Consider the following 16,703-nt stretch of genomic DNA (forward strand, 5'->3'; position numbering starts at 1 on the left):
CGCCCATGGCTCAACGGATAGAGCATCGGACTTCTAATCCGACGGTTGCAGGTTCGAGTCCTGCTGGGCGCGCCAGATTTTCCCAGTTCATCGGCCTGATTCGGCTGCTCTTTCTCTTTGTCGGTCAGCCCGATTCCGGGCTTTGGTCACAATATGGTCACAATGCCTCGGCCTAGGCGGTTTTCGCGGCCTTCTCGGGGTGCTCCATGACGGCTGCCAGCAGGTTCGCGGCCTGCTCGTCGTTGCCCGGCATGGCGTGCGCGTACCAGTTGAGCGTTATGCTGGCGTCCGCATGGCCGAGGCGGGTCTGGACGGTCTTCACGTCCACCCCGTTCCCGAGAAGCAGCGTCGCCTGGGTGTGCCTCAGCTCGTGGTATTTCAGCCCCTCGAAGCCGCTTTCCTCCCGAAACGCCCTCCACCACTTCTCGAAGTTCGACGCGTTCAGGTAGCCTCCCGTCGACGAGCGGCAGACGGGCGTTCAATTTCCCTAGGGCGTCAGCTTGCGAGGTTGCGCGGCTGAGGCGCGGCGTGTATCATACGGGGTGCGGTGCCCCGGCCTATCGGGCAGCATCGTACTTGAGATTACCCGGCTAGCTTCGCACGGCGCGCCGGGTTTTTCTTTTGCCTAAATGCAGTTCACTTGTTGTTGCGGGATAGCCCGATGATTTCCACCACCACCGCGATTATGGCGCATACGGCCAGAACAGTTTGAGAGTCCATCATGGCAACCACCTCCGTTCAAGGGGATAGGCTGCCCGACAAGTGAAGCACCGCGAGGGGCATTATACGCGAAGGCCGCTCCGCAGGAGGGCGCGAGAGCATGGAAAGGCCCCGCTTCGGCGGGGCCTTCGTTTTTCTGTCGGTTGTTTGGGGCTGGGCTATGCGGCCTCTACGCCGTGCGCGCCGCCGTCGGCTGCGGCTGTCTCGGGCCCCATGCCTCGGCTCGGCGCGTACAGCTCGCCGCTCAGCCCCTCGCCGTCCTCTTTCAGCTTGTCCAGCAGCGTTATGAGCGCCGCGAGGGATTGCCCCTCGATCGTGCCGCCGATCTCCTTGTCCAGCACCTCGCTCAGCATCAAGGCGAGGCTGCTCGCGTTCGCGAGGTTGTATGCCAGGGTCTCGGCCTTCGTCGCCGCGTCGTGGACGGCGCTTCTCGTTTGGTTGGTCATAGCGGTTTCTCCTTTCGGGTAGCTGCCAAAGCATGCCGATTATTGGTCACAATATGGTCACAACGCACAATATCGCTATATATCGTACTAGTACGTAATCGCAGATTGGACGGGCGTAACGATGTGCAGATATGCGCTGTTGTATCCAGAAAATGCGTCTTCTAATCCGACGGTTGCAGGTTCGAGTCCTGCTGGGCGCGCCATTTCTTTACGCAGGTAAACAGCCTTTTCTCAGAAACTAAACGGGTCGATGATAATCGATGAGCTATAAAAAAATGCGCCACTCGCGCGCTGTTTGCGAATGACACATCTCTGCATTTCGGTTAATATCCCAGGCCATCCGTCGGGAAGGTGAACGGGCGGCGAACGCTTGTTGCCTGCGGTCCCGTCGTCGTTTCTATTTCGCTAGCTTCTCGCGCAACTCGACCAGGGCGTTCCCGCGATGCGAAATCGCGTTTTTCTCCTCGGGCAGGGCCTCTGCCAGCGTTCGCTCAAAGTTGAAAACTTCGGCCAGGAAGAGCGGGTCGTAGCCGAAGCCGTGTTCGCCGCGCTCCTCGTGCCCGATGCGGCCTTCCACCGTACCGTGCGCGTCCGTCTCGTTGCCGTTCTCGTCGAGGAAAACAAGCGTGCATACGAAGCGTGCCGTACGTTTCTCGTCGGGGGTTTCGCCCAGCTCGCGCAGCAATTTGGCGTTGTTCGCGGCATCGTCGCCATGCTCGCCGGCATAGCGCGAGGAGAAGACGCCCGGCGCACCATCGAGTGCGTCGACTTCAAGCCCCGAATCGTCCGCAAGGACGGCGACGGGGTGCCCAAACGATGTCTTTGCGGCTTCCCAGGCGGCCTTCGCCTTGATGCGCGCGTTGCCGAGGAAGCTATCGGCGTCTTCCGCGGGGTCCGAGGCAATGCCCGCGTCCCTCAGCGTTTGAAACTCCCATCCAGGGAAATCGAGTGCGTGGGCGATTTCTTCCGCCTTGTGCGCGTTGTTGCTTGCAATAATGACGGTTTTTGCGTTGGACATGAGGATTCCTTACGGTAGATCGACGTGATTGACCTGGCCAATTGCATGTCCGAAGGCGCGCCCGCCGAAGCGCTCGAAGCCTTCGATGTCGGTGCCGGTCGTGCTGAACTCGTGATGCGCGACGGCGTCGGGGCTGGCGAGTTCTCCGCGGCGAGCGAGTATCTCCGCCACGTCGATCGCGGTTTCGTGAGCGGACGAGATGAGCGTGACGTCGCGCCCGATCACGCCTCCGATCAGCGCTTTCAGCAACGGAAAATGCGTGCACCCCAGTACGAGCGTGTCGATTTCGCAGCGCCGCAGCGGGTCGAGGTAGTCCTGCGCGATTTCTTGGAAGGCGGGGCGGATGTAGACCTTCGATGCGAGCGAGGTGAACTCTTCGATGGGGCCTTCCGCCATCTTGATGCCCTGCTCTGCGATGTCGACGAAGCGCGGCGTGGCGGTGGAGAAGACGGTGATGCCGGCATCGATGTGACGGATCGCCTTGGTATAGGCGTCGGATTCGACCGTTGCCTTCGTGGCGATGACGCCCACGCGGCGGTTTTTCGTGGCATGGGCGGCGGCTCGCGCTCCTGGCTCGACCACGCCGATCACGGGCACGGGCAGCGTTTGCTGGGCGTGCGAGAGCCCTGCTGCGGTTGCCGTGTTGCAGGCAATCACGATCATCTTCACGCCGCGGCTCACAAGCCACGAGCCGATTTGCTGCACGAACCCGTCGACTTCGGAAAGGGGCCTGGGGCCGTAGGGGCCTCGTGCGGAATCGCCCAGGTAGATGATGGATTCGTACGGAAGCTTCTTCGCAATTTCGCGCGCGACGGTAAGCCCGCCGAAGCCTGAGTCGAAAATACCGATGGGGGCACTGCTCGCGTGCTCGGCGGTGGGGTGGATGTTTGCTGTGAGTTCCATGTTTGAAAGTATACTCCAGACGTTTGGCCGTGCTCGGTGAACCACAATATGCCCAACGGTTCGCATGGCGGGCGGTTTGCGCGCGTTTGCGCGCGGAACTTGCGATTCGGAAAAAGTTGAAAAAGGGGCTTGCGCGTATTTCGGGGCTAGTGTATTCTAATCAGGCTGCTGAAGCACGGGGTGTTAGCTCAGTTGGTTAGAGCGCCGGCCTGTCACGTCGGAGGTCGCGAGTTCAAGTCTCGTACATCCCGCCATTCGAATTCCAAAGCCTGCGAAAACGGGCTTTCTTTTTTTATCTGCAGTCGTCGAAAGGGCATCGATTGTGGGTACGCAAAATCGATGCCCACTAGCAACATATTACTGTGTTTGCAGCCGCGATGCATGACGCCACATGTGCCAACTTCTCTTGTAAACGCGTTCTATTGCCCATTCGCTCTTGCGTGTTCTTTGGCTCGCGCGTTGCAAAGCCCTGCGAGCTTGCCGAAGTCCACCGTCGGGTTCTTCATGCGCTTCGCCCAGTTGGGACACTCGGTGAGAAGGTCCTTCCAGCACATTGACGTGAACATGCCCATCATCTTGCGGCTTTCGGGATCGAAAGACTCCGCGTTGACCATGGTGCACACCTTGGCGGCTGTCTTTTCAAGCTCGGCGTCGGTCATGTACGCATTGACGATTTCGAGCTCGACGTCGACACTTTTGCTGGCGGGCTTGCGCTGCTTTACGAACTCGTCGAGCACCACCTTGCCGTAGGCTGTGTGGCCAAAACGGTTCTTCCATCCTGGGACCTTGCAAACCACGCCTTCGCCGACCGCATCAGTTCCTTCGAGCAGGAAATCGTTGGCCTTTGCTATGGCGATGACGTCGTCGAACGTGGGGTGGTCGAGCACTGCAAGCAGCTTAATGAAGTAAGGTTCCAAACCGCTCGCCGAGAGCTCCTCGCGCCACTTGGGTTCGTCGAGGAAGCGCTCTTCCGCCGTATCGTAGACGTCGAAGATGAACAACTTGCCAAGCGCTGCTTTGTCGTAGCCCTTGAAAGCTCCGATGAATCGGTCGCGCCCCATCCATTCTCCGTACACGATGCGCGTCGGATGGGCCTCGCAGTAATCACAAAGGAGTTTCGCCTCGTCAGCGCCACTTTTTACCCAGGCGTGGAAGTAGGCATTGTCCTCGGTTTCGGAAAGCTCGAAATTGCGCGATCCGACCATGACCTCGCCCGCCTTCTCGCTCCAATAGACGCAGCCATTCGATCCGTCGACCTTCGCCGTCACATAGACAGCGGCGTTGTCGAGCAGACCTTCGCATTCCTCCGACCCGAGACGTTCCACGTGCAAGTACTTCTTGTATTCGCTCATTGTTGACATCCTTCGTCTTGCCCGCCCTTCTCGGCGGGATGTGGGCATTGTCCTTTACGTCGTAGCTTTTGTGAGTCCGTTGTATGGGACAGGGGGCATCGTTTGAATTGCGAGGCCGTGCGATTGGCGATTTCCTGCGCCTACGGCAGGGCCTTCCTGCAATGCGTGGGCCACCAAGGTTCGCTTGCGCGACCTGCCGCTTGCGTGCTTTGGATGGGATTGTTCCCGTGCCGACGATTCTCGTTTAGCATAGAACAGTTACCGAAAGAGCAGGCAACGGAACAGGCAATGGGCCAGTCATTCTAGGGCCAGACGCCTTACGACATAGCGGGAAAGGAAGCGCGCGGGTGGCGGTATACCCCTCGAAAGACATCGATCGCGAAGCTGCGGGCAATGCGCGCGCGGCGGGCTCGCGTGCGCGCAAAAAGCTTCCGCCCCGTGCCGAAATCGAGTACGTCGTCCCCGAAAGCCCTGCTGACGACGCTGGATTCGAACCTGGCTGCTTCATCACCACGGTCGACGGCGAGCCGGTGCGCGACCTGATCGACTGGCGTTGGCTTTCCGCCGAAGATGAGATCACGGTGGGCTACATCGATCTCGACGGCGAGGCGGGGGAGGTCGACCTTTTCCGCGACGAGGGTGAAGACTGGGGCTTCGAGTTCGAAGGCGTCGTGTTCGACGGCGTGAAGCAGTGCCGCAACGCCTGCATCTTCTGCTTCATGCGCCAGCTCCCCGACGACATGCGGGCATCCCTCACCCTGCGCGACGACGACTTCCGCCTGAGCTTTCTCGCTGGCACGTTCGTCACGTTCACGAACCTCTCGGCTGAAGACGAGGCGCGCATTATCGAGCAGCACATCAGCCCCCTGCGCGTGTCGCTGCACGCCTCGAACCCCGAGGTGCGCCGCCGCATCATCGGCAAGCGCGCCGCCCACGGCATCGGGGCGCTCGACCGCCTGCTTGCCGCCGGCATCGAGTTCCACGCGCAGATCGTTCTCATGCCCGACGAGAACGACGGGGAAGTGCTGCGCGAGACACTCGAGTGGGCTTACGCTCGGCCGGGAATCCTCGATATCTGCATCGTTCCGCTTGGATTTACCAAGCACCAGACGTGCTTTACGAAAAGCTTCGACGACCCCGACGCCGCCTATCGCGCGATGGAGGTCATAAAGCCTGTTCAAGAGCGTGCTTTCGCCGAACGGGGGACGCTTTGGGCCCATGCCGCCGACGAGTTCTACTGCAACGCCTACGGCGATGCGATCTTGGAGCATCTTCCGCCCGCCAGCTGCTATGGCGAGTTCGAGATGTTCGAGGACGGCGTGGGAATTGTGCGCTCGTTCGCCGACGACTGGCAACGAGCGGTGGAATCGGGCGCGGACGCCGCCTGCGCGCAGGCACTTCGCGAGGCGAAGGCGACCGCGCGCCTGGTGTTCGGCTACGCCACGCGCGGTTTCGCGGCGCGCCTTATGGAGGAAAGCGCCGTGGCGGGGCTCGTTCGCCCGCTCTTCGTGAAGAACGACTTCTTCGGCGGCAACGTCGACGTGACGGGGCTCCTTTGCGGCTGCGATATTGTGCGGGCGATTCGCGACGCCAACTTAGGGGAGGGGTCGCTTGGCGGTGCGGCCTCGCTCGACGGCGCGACCTTGCCCGACAGTGCGGCTTCTCTTGCAGGCGACGCCCCTCCCGTCGTGGACGGCCCGTCGCCTGCCTCGAGCGACTCGCCGCTCGTCATCTTCTGCATTCCGCGCGTCGTCTTCAACGATGACGGGGTGACGCTCGACGACATGACGCTTGCGGATATCGAAAAAGCCGCAGGTGCGCATGTGGCCGTGGTATCCTGTAACGGTTCGGAATTTTTACCGGAAATCGCCCGCCTGGCCGCGGAATTGCGCGCCAAGAGCTTTGAAGGATAGTCCAATATGGCATTACCAATCGTTGCGGTCGTAGGCCGCCCGAACGTGGGGAAATCCACGTTCGTCAATCGAATCGCCGAGGCCGACGAGGCCATCGTGCACGAGATGCGCGGCGTCACGCGCGACCGTTCGTATCACAAAGCCGACTGGAACGGCATCGAGTTCAAGCTGATCGACACCGGCGGCATCGAGATGGGCACCGAGGACCAGTTCCAAGGTTCCATCCGCTCGCAGGCGTTCGAGGCGACCAACGAGGCCGACGTGATCGTCTTCATCGTGGACGGCAAAACCGGCATCAACGCCGACGACGAGGAGGTCGCGCGCATCCTGCGCAAGACCACCAAGCCGGTGTTGCTCGCGGTCAACAAGCTCGACACCCCCAACAAGCTCGATGAGCTGTGGGAGTTCTACCAGCTGGGCTTAGGCGACCCGTTCCCCATTTCGGCCACGCACGGCCATGGCACGGGTGATTTGCTCGATGAGGTAGTCGATCACCTGCGCAAAGTCGATTGCAGCTTCGAGGACGATGAGGACGACGAGGACATCATCAACGTCGCCATCATCGGCCGCCCGAACGCGGGTAAGTCCTCGCTCACCAACCGCCTCACCAACAACGATCGCTCCATCGTCTCGGATGTTGCGGGCACTACGCGCGACGCTATCGACACGGTGGTTGTTCACGACGGCAAGAAGTACCGCATCGTCGACACGGCGGGCCTGCGGCGCAAAAGCCAGATCGACGAGGACGTCGAGTATTACGGCTTCGTCCGCGCGATGCGCGCCATCGACCGCGCTGACGTTGCGCTGCTCGTGATCGACGGTTCGATCGGCCTGACCGACCAGGACCAGCGCGTGGCCGGTTTCGCCGCTGAGCGCGGGTGTGCCATGATCATCGTGCTGAACAAGTGGGACCTCGTGGAAGGCCCCGAGGCGAAAGCCGAGGTCCGCGAGCGCATCGAGGACCGCATGACCTTCGTTGGCTACGCGCCCGTTGTCGCCACCTGCGCGCTCACGGGCAAGAAGGTCGACCGCATTTGGGACGCCGTCGACAAGGCGTACGCCGGCTTCAGCCAGACGATTTCCACCAACAAGCTCAACTCGTGGCTGTCCTCCATTCGCGAGACCGGTCACACAGTATCGCAGGGCAAGGCCGTGCTGCGCATGAAGTACGTCACGCAGACGGGCACGTGTCCGCCGCATTTCACGGTGTTCGTGAATCGCCCGGATTTGGTGACCGATAACTACGAGCGCTTCCTTGAGAATCGTCTGCGCAAGACGTTCGATTTGGAGGGAACGCCCATCCGTCTCAAGTTCAAGAAGAAGGATTAGATCGGTAGCGCGGGGCTTTAGGCCGTAACCCCTCGTTTCGGCGGTGCTCCAAATCGCCTGATTGCACGTGCTTTTTGCGGTTTGCGCAGCTGTGCGTCGGGCATGGCTGCCGCCGTTTGCCCTGTCGTTGTTTGCTAAGGAGTTTATTTTGCTCGCGCTTGTGTTGCTCGCTGTCGTTTGCTTCCTTTTAGGGTCGATTCCCTGGGGGCTTATCATCTCGAAGTCGGTTTTCCATACTGACATCCGCGAGCATGGCAGCGGCAACATCGGGACCACGAACGCCATGCGCACCATGGGCAAGAAAGGCGGCGCTGCGGTGTTCGTGCTCGATTTCGGCAAGGGCCTGCTCTCGGGGCTGGTCGCCGTTTTCGTGCTGGCGAACTGCATTCCTGACGCCGGCATGGCGGCAGATTCGCCGGTGAGCGCTTCTGAGGTCGTCGCGCTCGCCTTCCTCTGCTGCACGCTCGGGCACATCTTCAGCCCCTGGCTTAAGTTCAAGGGCGGCAAGGGAATCGCGGTCGCGGTGGGCTGCCTGTTCGTGACGTTCGGCGTGATGGGCGCGCTTCTCGAGATCGCCGTCTTTGCCGTGGTGGTCGCCATCTCGCGCTTCGTGTCGGCAGGCTCGCTCGCTGCGGCGATCGTGTGCCCGATCTTTGCGGCATACTACTTCCTCTTCCAGACATTCGACCCGATTGCATGGGTGTTGTGCCTGGCCACCGCACTCGTTGTCATTTGGGCTCATCGCGGCAACATCCATCGTCTTGCAACGGGGACCGAGCGCCGCATCGGCGACAAGGCAAAGGAGTAGCGCATGAAGGTTTCGGTTATCGGCGCGGGTTCTTGGGGCACCGCGCTTTCGCAGGTGCTTGCGAATAACGGCCATAACGTGGGGCTTTGGGCGCGCAAGCCCGAAGTCGTCAAGGCGATCAACTCCGAGCACAAGAATCCTCGCTACCTAACTGATGTAGAGCTGAACCCAGATGTGGTCGCCACATTGTCGTATCGCGATACGCTGCTTCGTGCTCGCGCTGCCGTTATCGTCACGCCCTCGACGCTCGTGCGCGGGGCGGCGCGCGCCTTGGCAGACGTGGTCGACTCCGATTTCCCAGTCATCGTTTGCTCGAAGGGCATCGAGGAGGGCAGCGGCCTTCTTCCCATCGACATCCTCGACGCCGAAATGGGCAATCGCAGCCGCTTCGCGGTCCTTTCGGGTCCTAACCATGCCGAGGAAGTGGTGCGCGGCGTTCCCGCTGCCACGGTCATTGCGAGCGAATCGCCTGATACGGCCGCATTTTTCCAGGAGATGTTCGCGAGCGAGTCGTTCCGCGCCTATACGAGTGAGGATGCGTGCGGAGTGGAGCTATGCGCCGCCTTCAAAAACGTTGTCGCGATTGCCGTGGGCATGTCCTACGGGCTTGGTTTCGGTGACAACACCGCGGCACTTCTCGTGTCGCGCGGTTTGGCCGAGATGAGCCGGCTTGTCGTGGCGTGCGGCGGCAACGCGATCACCTGCATGGGGCTTGCGGGCACGGGGGATATGGTCGCCACGTGCATGTCGCATCATTCGCGCAACCGCACGTTCGGTGAGATGCTTGCGGCTGGCAAGACGCTTGAGGACTTCACCGCCGAGACCCACATGGTTGCCGAGGGTGCCAATGCGTGCCGCAACGTGAAGGTGCTTGCCGATCGCTACGGCGTTGACCTGCCGATCGCCGATGCGGTGCGCTCCGTAGTGTGGGAGGGTGCTGACCCGAAATCGCTCGCCCGCGATTTGACGAGCCGCTCGCTAAAGCCCGAATTCTACGGAATCTAGCTAAATTTCCCGTTTTCTTGCGAACGGAAGCTGCTGGCTGGAGCAGTACAGTGGGTTCGTGGTCAACTAGACGAGTTATGCGACGTTTTTCCGCCCGATTATTCCTCTCGCGATGGCTTGGGGCATCCTTCGAAGGTAAAATCCCAGGTCAGCTTGAGGCAAGTTGGATTATCCTGAGAAAAGGCAGCGCATAACTTGTTCTTTTGACCACCAAGTGGCGTTTCTTGGCGTGCTTATCATGCAAGCAGGTGGCGGTTTTCGAGTGGGCGCGTTTACACGAGTTTCTCAAAGGCGATTCGTTGTTTTCCCGCGTCATTTCCTTCTACCAGGGTGATGACGCCACAATAGGTGAAACCTGCTTTCTGAAGGGCGCGCTGCATCGGCTTGTTGTCCGCATGCGTGTCGATGCGGATCGAAGAGAGCCCCCTTCGAGCGGCCTCGCTGCACGCGAAGTCGAGCATCGAGCCAGCGATGCCTTTGCCCTTCGACTCCGGGGCTACGCCTACGCGGTGAACCGCGGCGTACTTTGCGCCAGGTGTGAGCCAAGCGCCGTCAATTTCGCCGTATGAGGGTTCCGGGTCGTTTGCCTCGGCGTCGGCGATGAGGGCGAACATACCCGAAACCGCACCTTCGTCGGTTTCCACTACGTAAGCGAAGCCGTCCACAACGTCAGCTTCCCAGCACGCACGGTTGGGGTAGCCATCTTGCCACTGATCGATGCCCATGTTCCGCATGGCGGTCTTCGCAGATTCGCAGATCTCGTCCATACGCTCGACGTCGGAATGGGTTGCCGGTCGAATAATCATGCGACCCCTCTCTCGCATTTAGTGTTCCGACGATGATACCAGCTGATGCGGCTTATGGGCCGAGCCGTTAAGTGACTGTTTCCCTTGCCTTGTCAAGCGGTGGGGGAGACCTGCCAGAAATCGGGTGGTTTTCATCATCTGGAAGGGGTGGAGTGGGTGATGGGGAGAGCATCTCGGGCACTTGCATTAATTTGAACTGGCCTTTTGGTTCTGTGTTGCGAGGAAGCATCATGAGGCGGGCTGAATTGGGCGGCGAATTGTCTGCCAGATGATGAAAACTGCCAATTATCTGGCAGTTACCCTTCTCGTTTTCTGCACGCGCATTGTTGGCAAGGGGCTCCTGTGGGGGAAGGGGCTGCGAGATGCCTTCGTGCTGGCCAGCTACGGGCTTCCCGTGGGAGAAAGAGCCGCAGTTGCCTGCGCTTATCGTGTCGACGCCCAGCTACGGGGCTCCCGCGGGGGAAGGGGAAGCGCGGCGGCGCCCTCCCGTTGACCGGCAAAGGGCTCCCGTGGGAGAGAGGTCGAGGCGTTCCTTCGTATTGCTGACAAGAGGTTCTCGTGGAGAAAGAGGCTGCAAATTAGTCTATCGAGGTGCCATCCTTGTATTTGCTAGTGAGAATGAGTATCATTAAGCTATCCTAATTAGAAGATGAGGGAGGACTGAATGATCGACAAGACTGCTTTCCATAGCCTGAGCTACGGTATGTACGTTATCGGGACCAGTTTCGAGGGTCGCGACTTCGGCTGTGTGGCGAACACTTTTGCCCAGGTCACGTCATCTCCGTTGCAGGTGAGCGTTGCCCTGAACAAAGAAAATGCCACGACGGCTGCCCTGCGCGCTGCTTGCTGCTTCACGGCGTCGTGTCTGTCGGAAGATGCCTCGATGGAGCTCATCGGCACATTCGGCTTCCACTCGTCGACCGAGTTCGATAAGTTCGCCCGACATGCGTGCGCCCGTGATGCGGCGGGCATGCCGTATGTCGCCGAGGCGTGCTGCGCGTGGTTCTCCGCGAAGGTCACAGCTGAGCTCGACTTGGGCACGCACGTGCTGTTCATCGGCGAGGTGGAGGAAAGCCGGAAGGTCGAAGGCGCGGCGGCGCCCATGACTTATTCGTTCTATCACCAGGTAAAAGGTGGGAAAACGCCGCCGAAGGCTTCGAGTTATCTGGGGGATGATCAACCTGCAACCACCTCGGCGTCTGCTGGGGAAGGTGGCGAAGGCGAGGGCGCTGCGGCCCCGAAGGTTGGAGATGCGGCCCCGAAGGTGGGCTGGCGCTGCACGATTTGCGGCCATATCGAGTACGTCGATGAGCTCCCTGATGATTTCGAATGTCCCATCTGCGGTGTTGGCAAGGAGATGTTCGAGCGCGTGGAGCTGTAGACGGCTGCGCACAGCCCCTACTCGAGCTTCTGCTTACGAGCTTCCCGCCATCCGCCACGTACGATACCCGTAGACGGCCGCCGTCTAACTCTGCTTGAGCTTTTCCCGATAAGGGGCCGTGTCCACGAGCTCTGCGAGTTTCACCTGCCCACAGAAGCGCTCGGCACCGCTTGCGATGAGGCCCGGCTTCATCGCAAGCATGGTGACGGTGACGTCGGCGCAAAAACAGGGGTCCGCCCATATCGCGGCTTGTGCGGAATAGCCGCTTGGCACATCGATCGCCACGGCAAAAGGAGCATCCTTCCTGCGATCGTGCAGGGTAGTGCCGCTCGCCTTTTTACTCGGCGCACCCGTGCGGGCGCGATGCGCTCCGCGCCCCTTCCCGCGCGGCCCATTGAATCTTCGCAGGTTGGCAAGGGAAATCCACGTTGCATACGGCTCGCGCAGAGCACGCCCCGCAAAACCCGTTCCCAAAATCGCGTCGACGACGACCTCTGCTTCGTCGAGCGTGCGTGCGACATCGCCGGCTTCCGGGGCAACCGCGATGGTCAGGGAAAACCCGCCTTCGGTTGCTCGCTCCATAGCGAAAAGGGCCTCGGTGCGCGCGGGCTCGGCAGTTAGGGCTTCGGCTGCTTTCGGGGTGACGAGCGTGACGGGGTAGCCGCTCTTCGCAAGGCTCGCTGCGCATACCCAGCCGTCGCCTCCGTTGTTGCCCGAGCCTGCCAGCACGCATACGCGCACCGGGCCTCCCGACCATGCGCGCACCTCGTCGGCGACCGCTTCACCCGCACAGCGCATGAGGCTTGCGAGCGACGTGCCGCCTTCGGCGATAAGCTGCTCGAGTTTTCGCACGTCATCGACGGAAAGCGCGCTCAGTCTCGCGCGCTCTGCCGCAAGGCCGCTCTCGGTCATGATGCGCGTTCGGCTTAGCATGCCGTTCAGCATGACGAACGGCGAGCGACCCGACGCTGCTCGTGCGCCGCGGACGACAAGCGAGACGATCCATGCCAGACTAAACACGGCAAGCACTCCGATGCACACCCCTGTGTTGTGCGAGGCGAAGGTTGCCAGCGTGCCCGTCTCAGAGCCGAGCGAGACATCGCGCACCTCGATGAGCAGGGTGAACAGCCCCCAGGGAATCCACAGGAAAACGAAGAGCAGGCCGTATCGCGCCAGATAGTGGTACCACGATGCGGGGCGTGCCCCCGTGCGCGCGATGCGCAGGTGCAAGAGCGCCTGGGCGGGCGTTTTGCCCTTCGTCGCCATGGGCACGATGAAGAATACGACGACGAGTGCGGCGAGTATGCACAGGCGAGCAGGCGAGAGCGCGTCGCTTACCTGCGCGGTGGTCGCCTCGAGGGCTTGCGCTGCGGTTGCCCTCGCGCCGATCGGAGTTGCAACCAGGCCTGATCGGTACACCAGGTAGATCGATCCCACCGCAAGCGCGGCGGTCAGCACGGAGTCGAGCGCGAAGGAGAGGGCGCGCCTTATGACGCTTGCGGAAAGCCCCGCCTCGGCCGCGCGCAGGTTCGCCGTCCGCAAGTCGGGAAGCGCGCGCATTGCGGGGCCTGTCAGCCAGAATCCCAACATGGCGCCGAGTGTGTTTTGGATCAGGTCGTCCACATCGAACAGGCGATAGGGGTGCTCATAGATGCCCCACAACCCCGTGAGCTGGGTCGTCTCGAAGGAGAGCGTCACCAAAAAGCCGATGATGAGCGTCTGCCACCAGGTGCGGCGGAAGTAGTAGCGAAGATAGGCACCTAACGGTAAAAGCAACAGTACGTTGAAAATCGCCTCGTAGATGTAAGGGTCGCGCAAAAGCCGAGGCCACGTTGCGGGATCACTCGGTGAGAAGGTGGTTTCGGCGAGAAACTCATGGACGAAGTTGAAGGGGATAAGTTGCGGCGTCGCAGCGTAGGCGACGTATGTCGTGCGATCGGCGGGAAGCGGCAAAAGCACGAGGAAATACGCGCACATAAGATAGAACACGAACGAATAGACAATCGCGGTATGAAGTTTCGGTACCGACCCTCGGCGGCGGTATTGGTAGACCATATAGGGAATAGTGATGAGGAACGCGACCGCCGGGAACAGGATGCATGCGGTGAGGATGTCGCTCAGGTATACGTTCAAGGTGTCTTGCCTCTTCTTTATCGTTATCCCGCCCGCGCGAGGTCATTGCTTGGCCTGCGGGGCCGCGCACAGGTTCGGTTTTCTCAGCCTTGCGCGCGTTTCGGTTTGTCGCGGTTGCAAGCGGCGTGGCTTATCGCGGTTGAACCCGCTTGGCTTTGTGGAGTCGTGCGCGGGTTGAATGACGGGCCGTTTCACAGGTCGAACGACGCTCCGCCCGACAGCTCGCGCTCCGCTTCGCAGCTTGCGCGTCGCTCGGCAGAACGCGAGCCCCTACGTTAGGCCCCTGCTCGTTCCCGCTCCATGTGCAAGAGGCCTTCCCGAATGCGCCCGCGCGCATCGGCTGCGATGGGACGGCCGTTTGCGCGAACGACTCGGTGATCGGGAACAAGCACGGCGATCGGGTTTTCCCTCACCGCGGCCCCCACGGTGCGGTACGACTTCGGTTTCCCCAGCTCGCGCGCAAGATCGCCGCTTGTGACCGAGGTGGCGAAGGGAACGCGGGCGAGCGCTTCCCATACGCTTTTCTGGAATTCGGTTCCCTCGGGGTCGAGCGGGATGTCGAAGGCGGTGCGCTTTCCCGCGAAGTATTCTAAAAGCTCGGTGGCGCAGCGGTTCGATAGCTCGGTCGGGCGCCGAGTGCCTGCCAGCTGCACCTCACCGAACGCCACTGCGCGCACACCCTTCTCGCTCACGCAGATGGTGATCGGGCCGTGGGGGGTGGGGTAGGAATAGTGCGAGAGCATGCTGTGCATCATGGGGCCTTCTTCCTGTCGTTGTCTCCATTATAGGCGGGCGAGGCGTTTTCGCGTCGCGCTGCGTGGGGATTTCACATGTCATTGCGCGATGTGCCCGTCGTGTGCGCCCAGTGCGCTAGAATGGCTGCTTGACGAGAGAACGCCGCAGGTAGGCGGCGCAATAGGCAGACAAGGAGCACACATGTTTCAACCGGTGGCCATAGCGCCTTCCATCCTTTCGGCTGACTTCATGAACCTCGGCCGCGATATCCGCATGATCGAGCAGGCGGGCGCGGGCTACGTCCACGTCGACGTGATGGACGGGCATTTCGTCCCCAACCTCACCATGGGCGTTCCCGTGGTGAAGCAACTCGCGAAGCTGGCGAACATCCCGCTCGACGTGCATCTCATGATTGACAATCCGCTCGACGAGCTGCCGTGGTTTCTCGAAGCGGGTGCCGACATCGCGTGTGTGCACGCCGAGGTGCTCTATGGCGATGAGCTGCGCCTCGCGATTGATATGATCCACGACGCGGGTGCGAAGGCCGCTGTGGCGCTTAAGCCCCATACGCCTCCCGAGGTGCTCGAAGAGGTCATCGCGCGCCTCGACATGGTGCTCGTGATGAGCGTCGAGCCGGGCTTTTCCGGGCAAAGCTACATCGAAGGCAGCGAGGAGAAGGTCGCGGCCGTCGCCGAGATGGCGCGTGCGGTCGGCAACGACGCGCTCCTGATCGAGGTTGACGGCGGCGTGTCCGAGGCCACGGTCGAGCGCCTTACCGCGGCGGGCGCCGACGTGCTCGTGTGCGGCAGCGCTGTCTTCGGGGCGGACGATCCCGCAGCCGCGCTTGCTGCCGTGAAGGAGAAGGGCGATGCCGCGCGCGTGGCCGCCATCGAGGACGCGCAGGCTGAAGAAGCCCTTGCCGCCGAAGAGGAGATGTAGGCAATGCCCGCTACTGTGAGTCCCGATTACGTGTACCTCGACTACGCCGCGACGGCGCCATTGTGCGAAGAGGCGCTCGAGGCCATGAAGCCCTATTTGACCTGCGGACGAGACAACCTCGCCCTCAACATGAACGCGAACTCGCTTCATTCGCCGGGCCGTGCCGCCTTCGAAGCGCTCGAATCTGCGCGCAAGTCGATCGCTCGCGACATCGGCGCGTCCCGCCCGAGCGAGGTCATCTTCACGTCGGGCTCCACCGAGTCCGACGACACGGTGCTTTTGGGCGTCGCTCCCGCTGCTGCCGAGGCGCGCCGCGTGGCCTCGGGCTCGTTCACGCCGCACGTCATCGTGTCGGATATCGAGCATGAGGCGGTGCTCATGCCCGCGAAGCGCCTCGAACAGCAGGGATTTCGCGTGACGCGCCTGCGACCCGATTCCCGCGGCTTCGTCACCGCCGACGCGCTTGCAGGCGCGATCGACGCTGACGCGGTGCTCGTGTCCGTACAGGCGGCGAACTCCGAGCTCGGCAGCATCGAGCCGGTGCGCGAGCTTGCCGCCATCGCGCATGCCCATGGCGCGCTCTTCCACGTCGATGCGACCCAGGCCTTGGGGAAGATGCCCCTTGACGTGGGTGAATGGGACGTCGATGCCGCATCGTTTTCCGCACACAAGGTCGGCGGCCCGAAGGGCATCGGCGCGCTGTACCTGAGGGCGCGTACCCCGCTTGCGGCGTTCCAGCTCGGAGGCGGGCAGGAGGCGGGCCGGCGCTCGGGCACGCAAAACGTCATGGGTGCGGCGGGTTTCGCCGCCGCCTGCCATGCGGTCTGTGCGATGGAGCCTGAGGAATCCGCACGCCTGCGCGAGCTGCGCGATGAGCTCTACGAGAAGCTTTCCCAGGTGCCGGGCGTGCGCCCGACGGTCGATGTCCCGCGCGGATCGCAAGACTTCCTGCCGAACATCGTGCACGTGATCGTGCGCGACCTCGAAAGCGAGACGCTTATCCTGCGCCTTGACATGAAGGGCTTCGGCGTGTCGGGAGGATCGGCTTGTTCGTCCCATTCGCTTGAGCCGAGCCACGTGCTGCGCTCGATCGGCGTGGAAGGCGACGACGCTTACGGTGCGCTGCGCATCTCGATGGGGCGCTACACGACCTCTGATGATATCGATAGGTTCCTCATCGCCTTCGACGAGGCCCTCAACTGGAATCGGGGTTAG

General features: G+C 61.6%; 15 protein-coding genes and 1 tRNA gene. 8 read left to right on the top strand and 8 right to left on the bottom strand.

Features of this window, described 5'->3' with window-relative positions; genetic code table 11:
- Positions 1-172 precede the first annotated feature (172 nt).
- The 4 genes from Q0G85_RS02700 to murI form a co-directional block, all read right to left on the bottom strand.
- On the bottom strand, positions 173-445 hold the full coding sequence (locus Q0G85_RS02700; RefSeq protein ID WP_297154573.1) for a tyrosine-type recombinase/integrase: 273 nt from the start codon (positions 443-445) through the stop codon (positions 173-175).
- A 433-nt stretch (positions 446-878) separates the two neighbouring features.
- Positions 879-1,166: a hypothetical protein gene (locus Q0G85_RS02705; protein WP_297154489.1), complete on the bottom strand. Its 288-nt coding sequence runs from the start codon at positions 1,164-1,166 to the stop codon at positions 879-881.
- 397 nt (positions 1,167-1,563) lie between these two features.
- On the bottom strand, positions 1,564-2,184 hold the full coding sequence (gene rdgB / locus Q0G85_RS02710) for an RdgB/HAM1 family non-canonical purine NTP pyrophosphatase (protein ID WP_297154491.1): 621 nt from the start codon (positions 2,182-2,184) through the stop codon (positions 1,564-1,566).
- A gap of 9 nt (positions 2,185-2,193) precedes the next feature.
- Positions 2,194-3,087, bottom strand: coding sequence for a glutamate racemase (gene murI, locus Q0G85_RS02715; protein WP_297154493.1), 894 nt, complete (start codon positions 3,085-3,087; stop codon positions 2,194-2,196).
- Positions 3,088-3,264: 177 nt separating this feature from the next.
- On the opposite strand from murI, the gene Q0G85_RS02720 reads away from it, so the two are divergent.
- Positions 3,265-3,341, top strand: a tRNA-Asp gene (locus Q0G85_RS02720).
- Positions 3,342-3,506: 165 nt separating this feature from the next.
- Here Q0G85_RS02720 and Q0G85_RS02725 read toward each other — a convergent pair.
- Complete coding sequence (locus Q0G85_RS02725; RefSeq protein ID WP_297154495.1) at positions 3,507-4,439, bottom strand: RNA ligase family protein; 933 nt, start codon at positions 4,437-4,439, stop codon at positions 3,507-3,509.
- A gap of 347 nt (positions 4,440-4,786) precedes the next feature.
- Between Q0G85_RS02725 and Q0G85_RS02730 the strand changes: the two genes are divergently transcribed.
- From Q0G85_RS02730 to Q0G85_RS02745, 4 genes are all read left to right on the top strand, one after another.
- The gene (locus tag Q0G85_RS02730) at positions 4,787-6,352 is read left to right on the top strand and encodes a DUF512 domain-containing protein (protein WP_297154497.1); all 1,566 of its coding nucleotides are present in this window, start codon (positions 4,787-4,789) and stop codon (positions 6,350-6,352) included.
- Between the two features lie 6 nt (positions 6,353-6,358).
- Positions 6,359-7,681 carry a ribosome biogenesis GTPase Der gene (gene der / locus Q0G85_RS02735; protein ID WP_297154499.1) on the top strand — a complete coding sequence of 441 codons (1,323 nt, stop codon included), beginning with the start codon at positions 6,359-6,361 and terminating at the stop codon, positions 7,679-7,681.
- A gap of 145 nt (positions 7,682-7,826) precedes the next feature.
- On the top strand, positions 7,827-8,489 hold the full coding sequence (gene plsY, locus Q0G85_RS02740) for a glycerol-3-phosphate 1-O-acyltransferase PlsY (RefSeq protein ID WP_297154574.1): 663 nt from the start codon (positions 7,827-7,829) through the stop codon (positions 8,487-8,489).
- A 3-nt stretch (positions 8,490-8,492) separates the two neighbouring features.
- Positions 8,493-9,494 (top strand): NAD(P)H-dependent glycerol-3-phosphate dehydrogenase, encoded by a 1,002-nt coding sequence (locus Q0G85_RS02745; protein WP_297154501.1) that lies wholly within the window; start codon positions 8,493-8,495, stop codon positions 9,492-9,494.
- Between the two features lie 272 nt (positions 9,495-9,766).
- Here the strand turns inward: Q0G85_RS02745 and Q0G85_RS02750 are convergent, their stop codons facing one another.
- Positions 9,767-10,300: a GNAT family N-acetyltransferase gene (locus Q0G85_RS02750; RefSeq protein ID WP_297154503.1), complete on the bottom strand. Its 534-nt coding sequence runs from the start codon at positions 10,298-10,300 to the stop codon at positions 9,767-9,769.
- 664 nt (positions 10,301-10,964) lie between these two features.
- Between Q0G85_RS02750 and Q0G85_RS02755 the strand changes: the two genes are divergently transcribed.
- On the top strand, positions 10,965-11,681 hold the full coding sequence (locus Q0G85_RS02755; RefSeq protein ID WP_297154505.1) for a flavin reductase: 717 nt from the start codon (positions 10,965-10,967) through the stop codon (positions 11,679-11,681).
- Positions 11,682-11,765: 84 nt separating this feature from the next.
- On the opposite strand, the gene Q0G85_RS02760 is transcribed toward Q0G85_RS02755, so the two are convergent.
- The gene (locus tag Q0G85_RS02760) at positions 11,766-13,814 is read right to left on the bottom strand and encodes a VanZ family protein (protein WP_297154507.1); all 2,049 of its coding nucleotides are present in this window, start codon (positions 13,812-13,814) and stop codon (positions 11,766-11,768) included.
- A 275-nt stretch (positions 13,815-14,089) separates the two neighbouring features.
- The gene (locus Q0G85_RS02765; protein ID WP_297154509.1) at positions 14,090-14,569 is read right to left on the bottom strand and encodes a methylated-DNA--[protein]-cysteine S-methyltransferase; all 480 of its coding nucleotides are present in this window, start codon (positions 14,567-14,569) and stop codon (positions 14,090-14,092) included.
- A gap of 181 nt (positions 14,570-14,750) precedes the next feature.
- Between Q0G85_RS02765 and rpe the strand changes: the two genes are divergently transcribed.
- Positions 14,751-15,488 (top strand): ribulose-phosphate 3-epimerase, encoded by a 738-nt coding sequence (gene rpe, locus Q0G85_RS02770; protein WP_297154511.1) that lies wholly within the window; start codon positions 14,751-14,753, stop codon positions 15,486-15,488.
- Between the two features lie 3 nt (positions 15,489-15,491).
- The gene (locus tag Q0G85_RS02775; RefSeq protein WP_297154513.1) at positions 15,492-16,703 is read left to right on the top strand and encodes a cysteine desulfurase family protein; all 1,212 of its coding nucleotides are present in this window, start codon (positions 15,492-15,494) and stop codon (positions 16,701-16,703) included.

Origin of the sequence: uncultured Ellagibacter sp. (genome assembly GCF_934617235.1) — a bacterium.
Taxonomy (GTDB): Bacteria; Actinomycetota; Coriobacteriia; order Coriobacteriales; family Eggerthellaceae; genus Ellagibacter.

Coding starts and splice junctions, on each gene's coding strand:
- Q0G85_RS02705 (WP_297154489.1), bottom strand. CDS start 1,166: ATGACCAACCAAACGAGAAGCGCCGTCCACGACGCGGCGACGAAGGCC.
- rdgB (WP_297154491.1), bottom strand. CDS start 2,184: ATGTCCAACGCAAAAACCGTCATTATTGCAAGCAACAACGCGCACAAG.
- murI (WP_297154493.1), bottom strand. CDS start 3,087: ATGGAACTCACAGCAAACATCCACCCCACCGCCGAGCACGCGAGCAGT.
- Q0G85_RS02725 (WP_297154495.1), bottom strand. CDS start 4,439: ATGAGCGAATACAAGAAGTACTTGCACGTGGAACGTCTCGGGTCGGAG.
- der (WP_297154499.1), top strand. CDS start 6,359: ATGGCATTACCAATCGTTGCGGTCGTAGGCCGCCCGAACGTGGGGAAA.
- Q0G85_RS02745 (WP_297154501.1), top strand. CDS start 8,493: ATGAAGGTTTCGGTTATCGGCGCGGGTTCTTGGGGCACCGCGCTTTCG.
- Q0G85_RS02750 (WP_297154503.1), bottom strand. CDS start 10,300: ATGATTATTCGACCGGCAACCCATTCCGACGTCGAGCGTATGGACGAG.
- Q0G85_RS02755 (WP_297154505.1), top strand. CDS start 10,965: ATGATCGACAAGACTGCTTTCCATAGCCTGAGCTACGGTATGTACGTT.
- Q0G85_RS02765 (WP_297154509.1), bottom strand. CDS start 14,569: ATGATGCACAGCATGCTCTCGCACTATTCCTACCCCACCCCCCACGGC.
- rpe (WP_297154511.1), top strand. CDS start 14,751: ATGTTTCAACCGGTGGCCATAGCGCCTTCCATCCTTTCGGCTGACTTC.
- Q0G85_RS02775 (WP_297154513.1), top strand. CDS start 15,492: ATGCCCGCTACTGTGAGTCCCGATTACGTGTACCTCGACTACGCCGCG.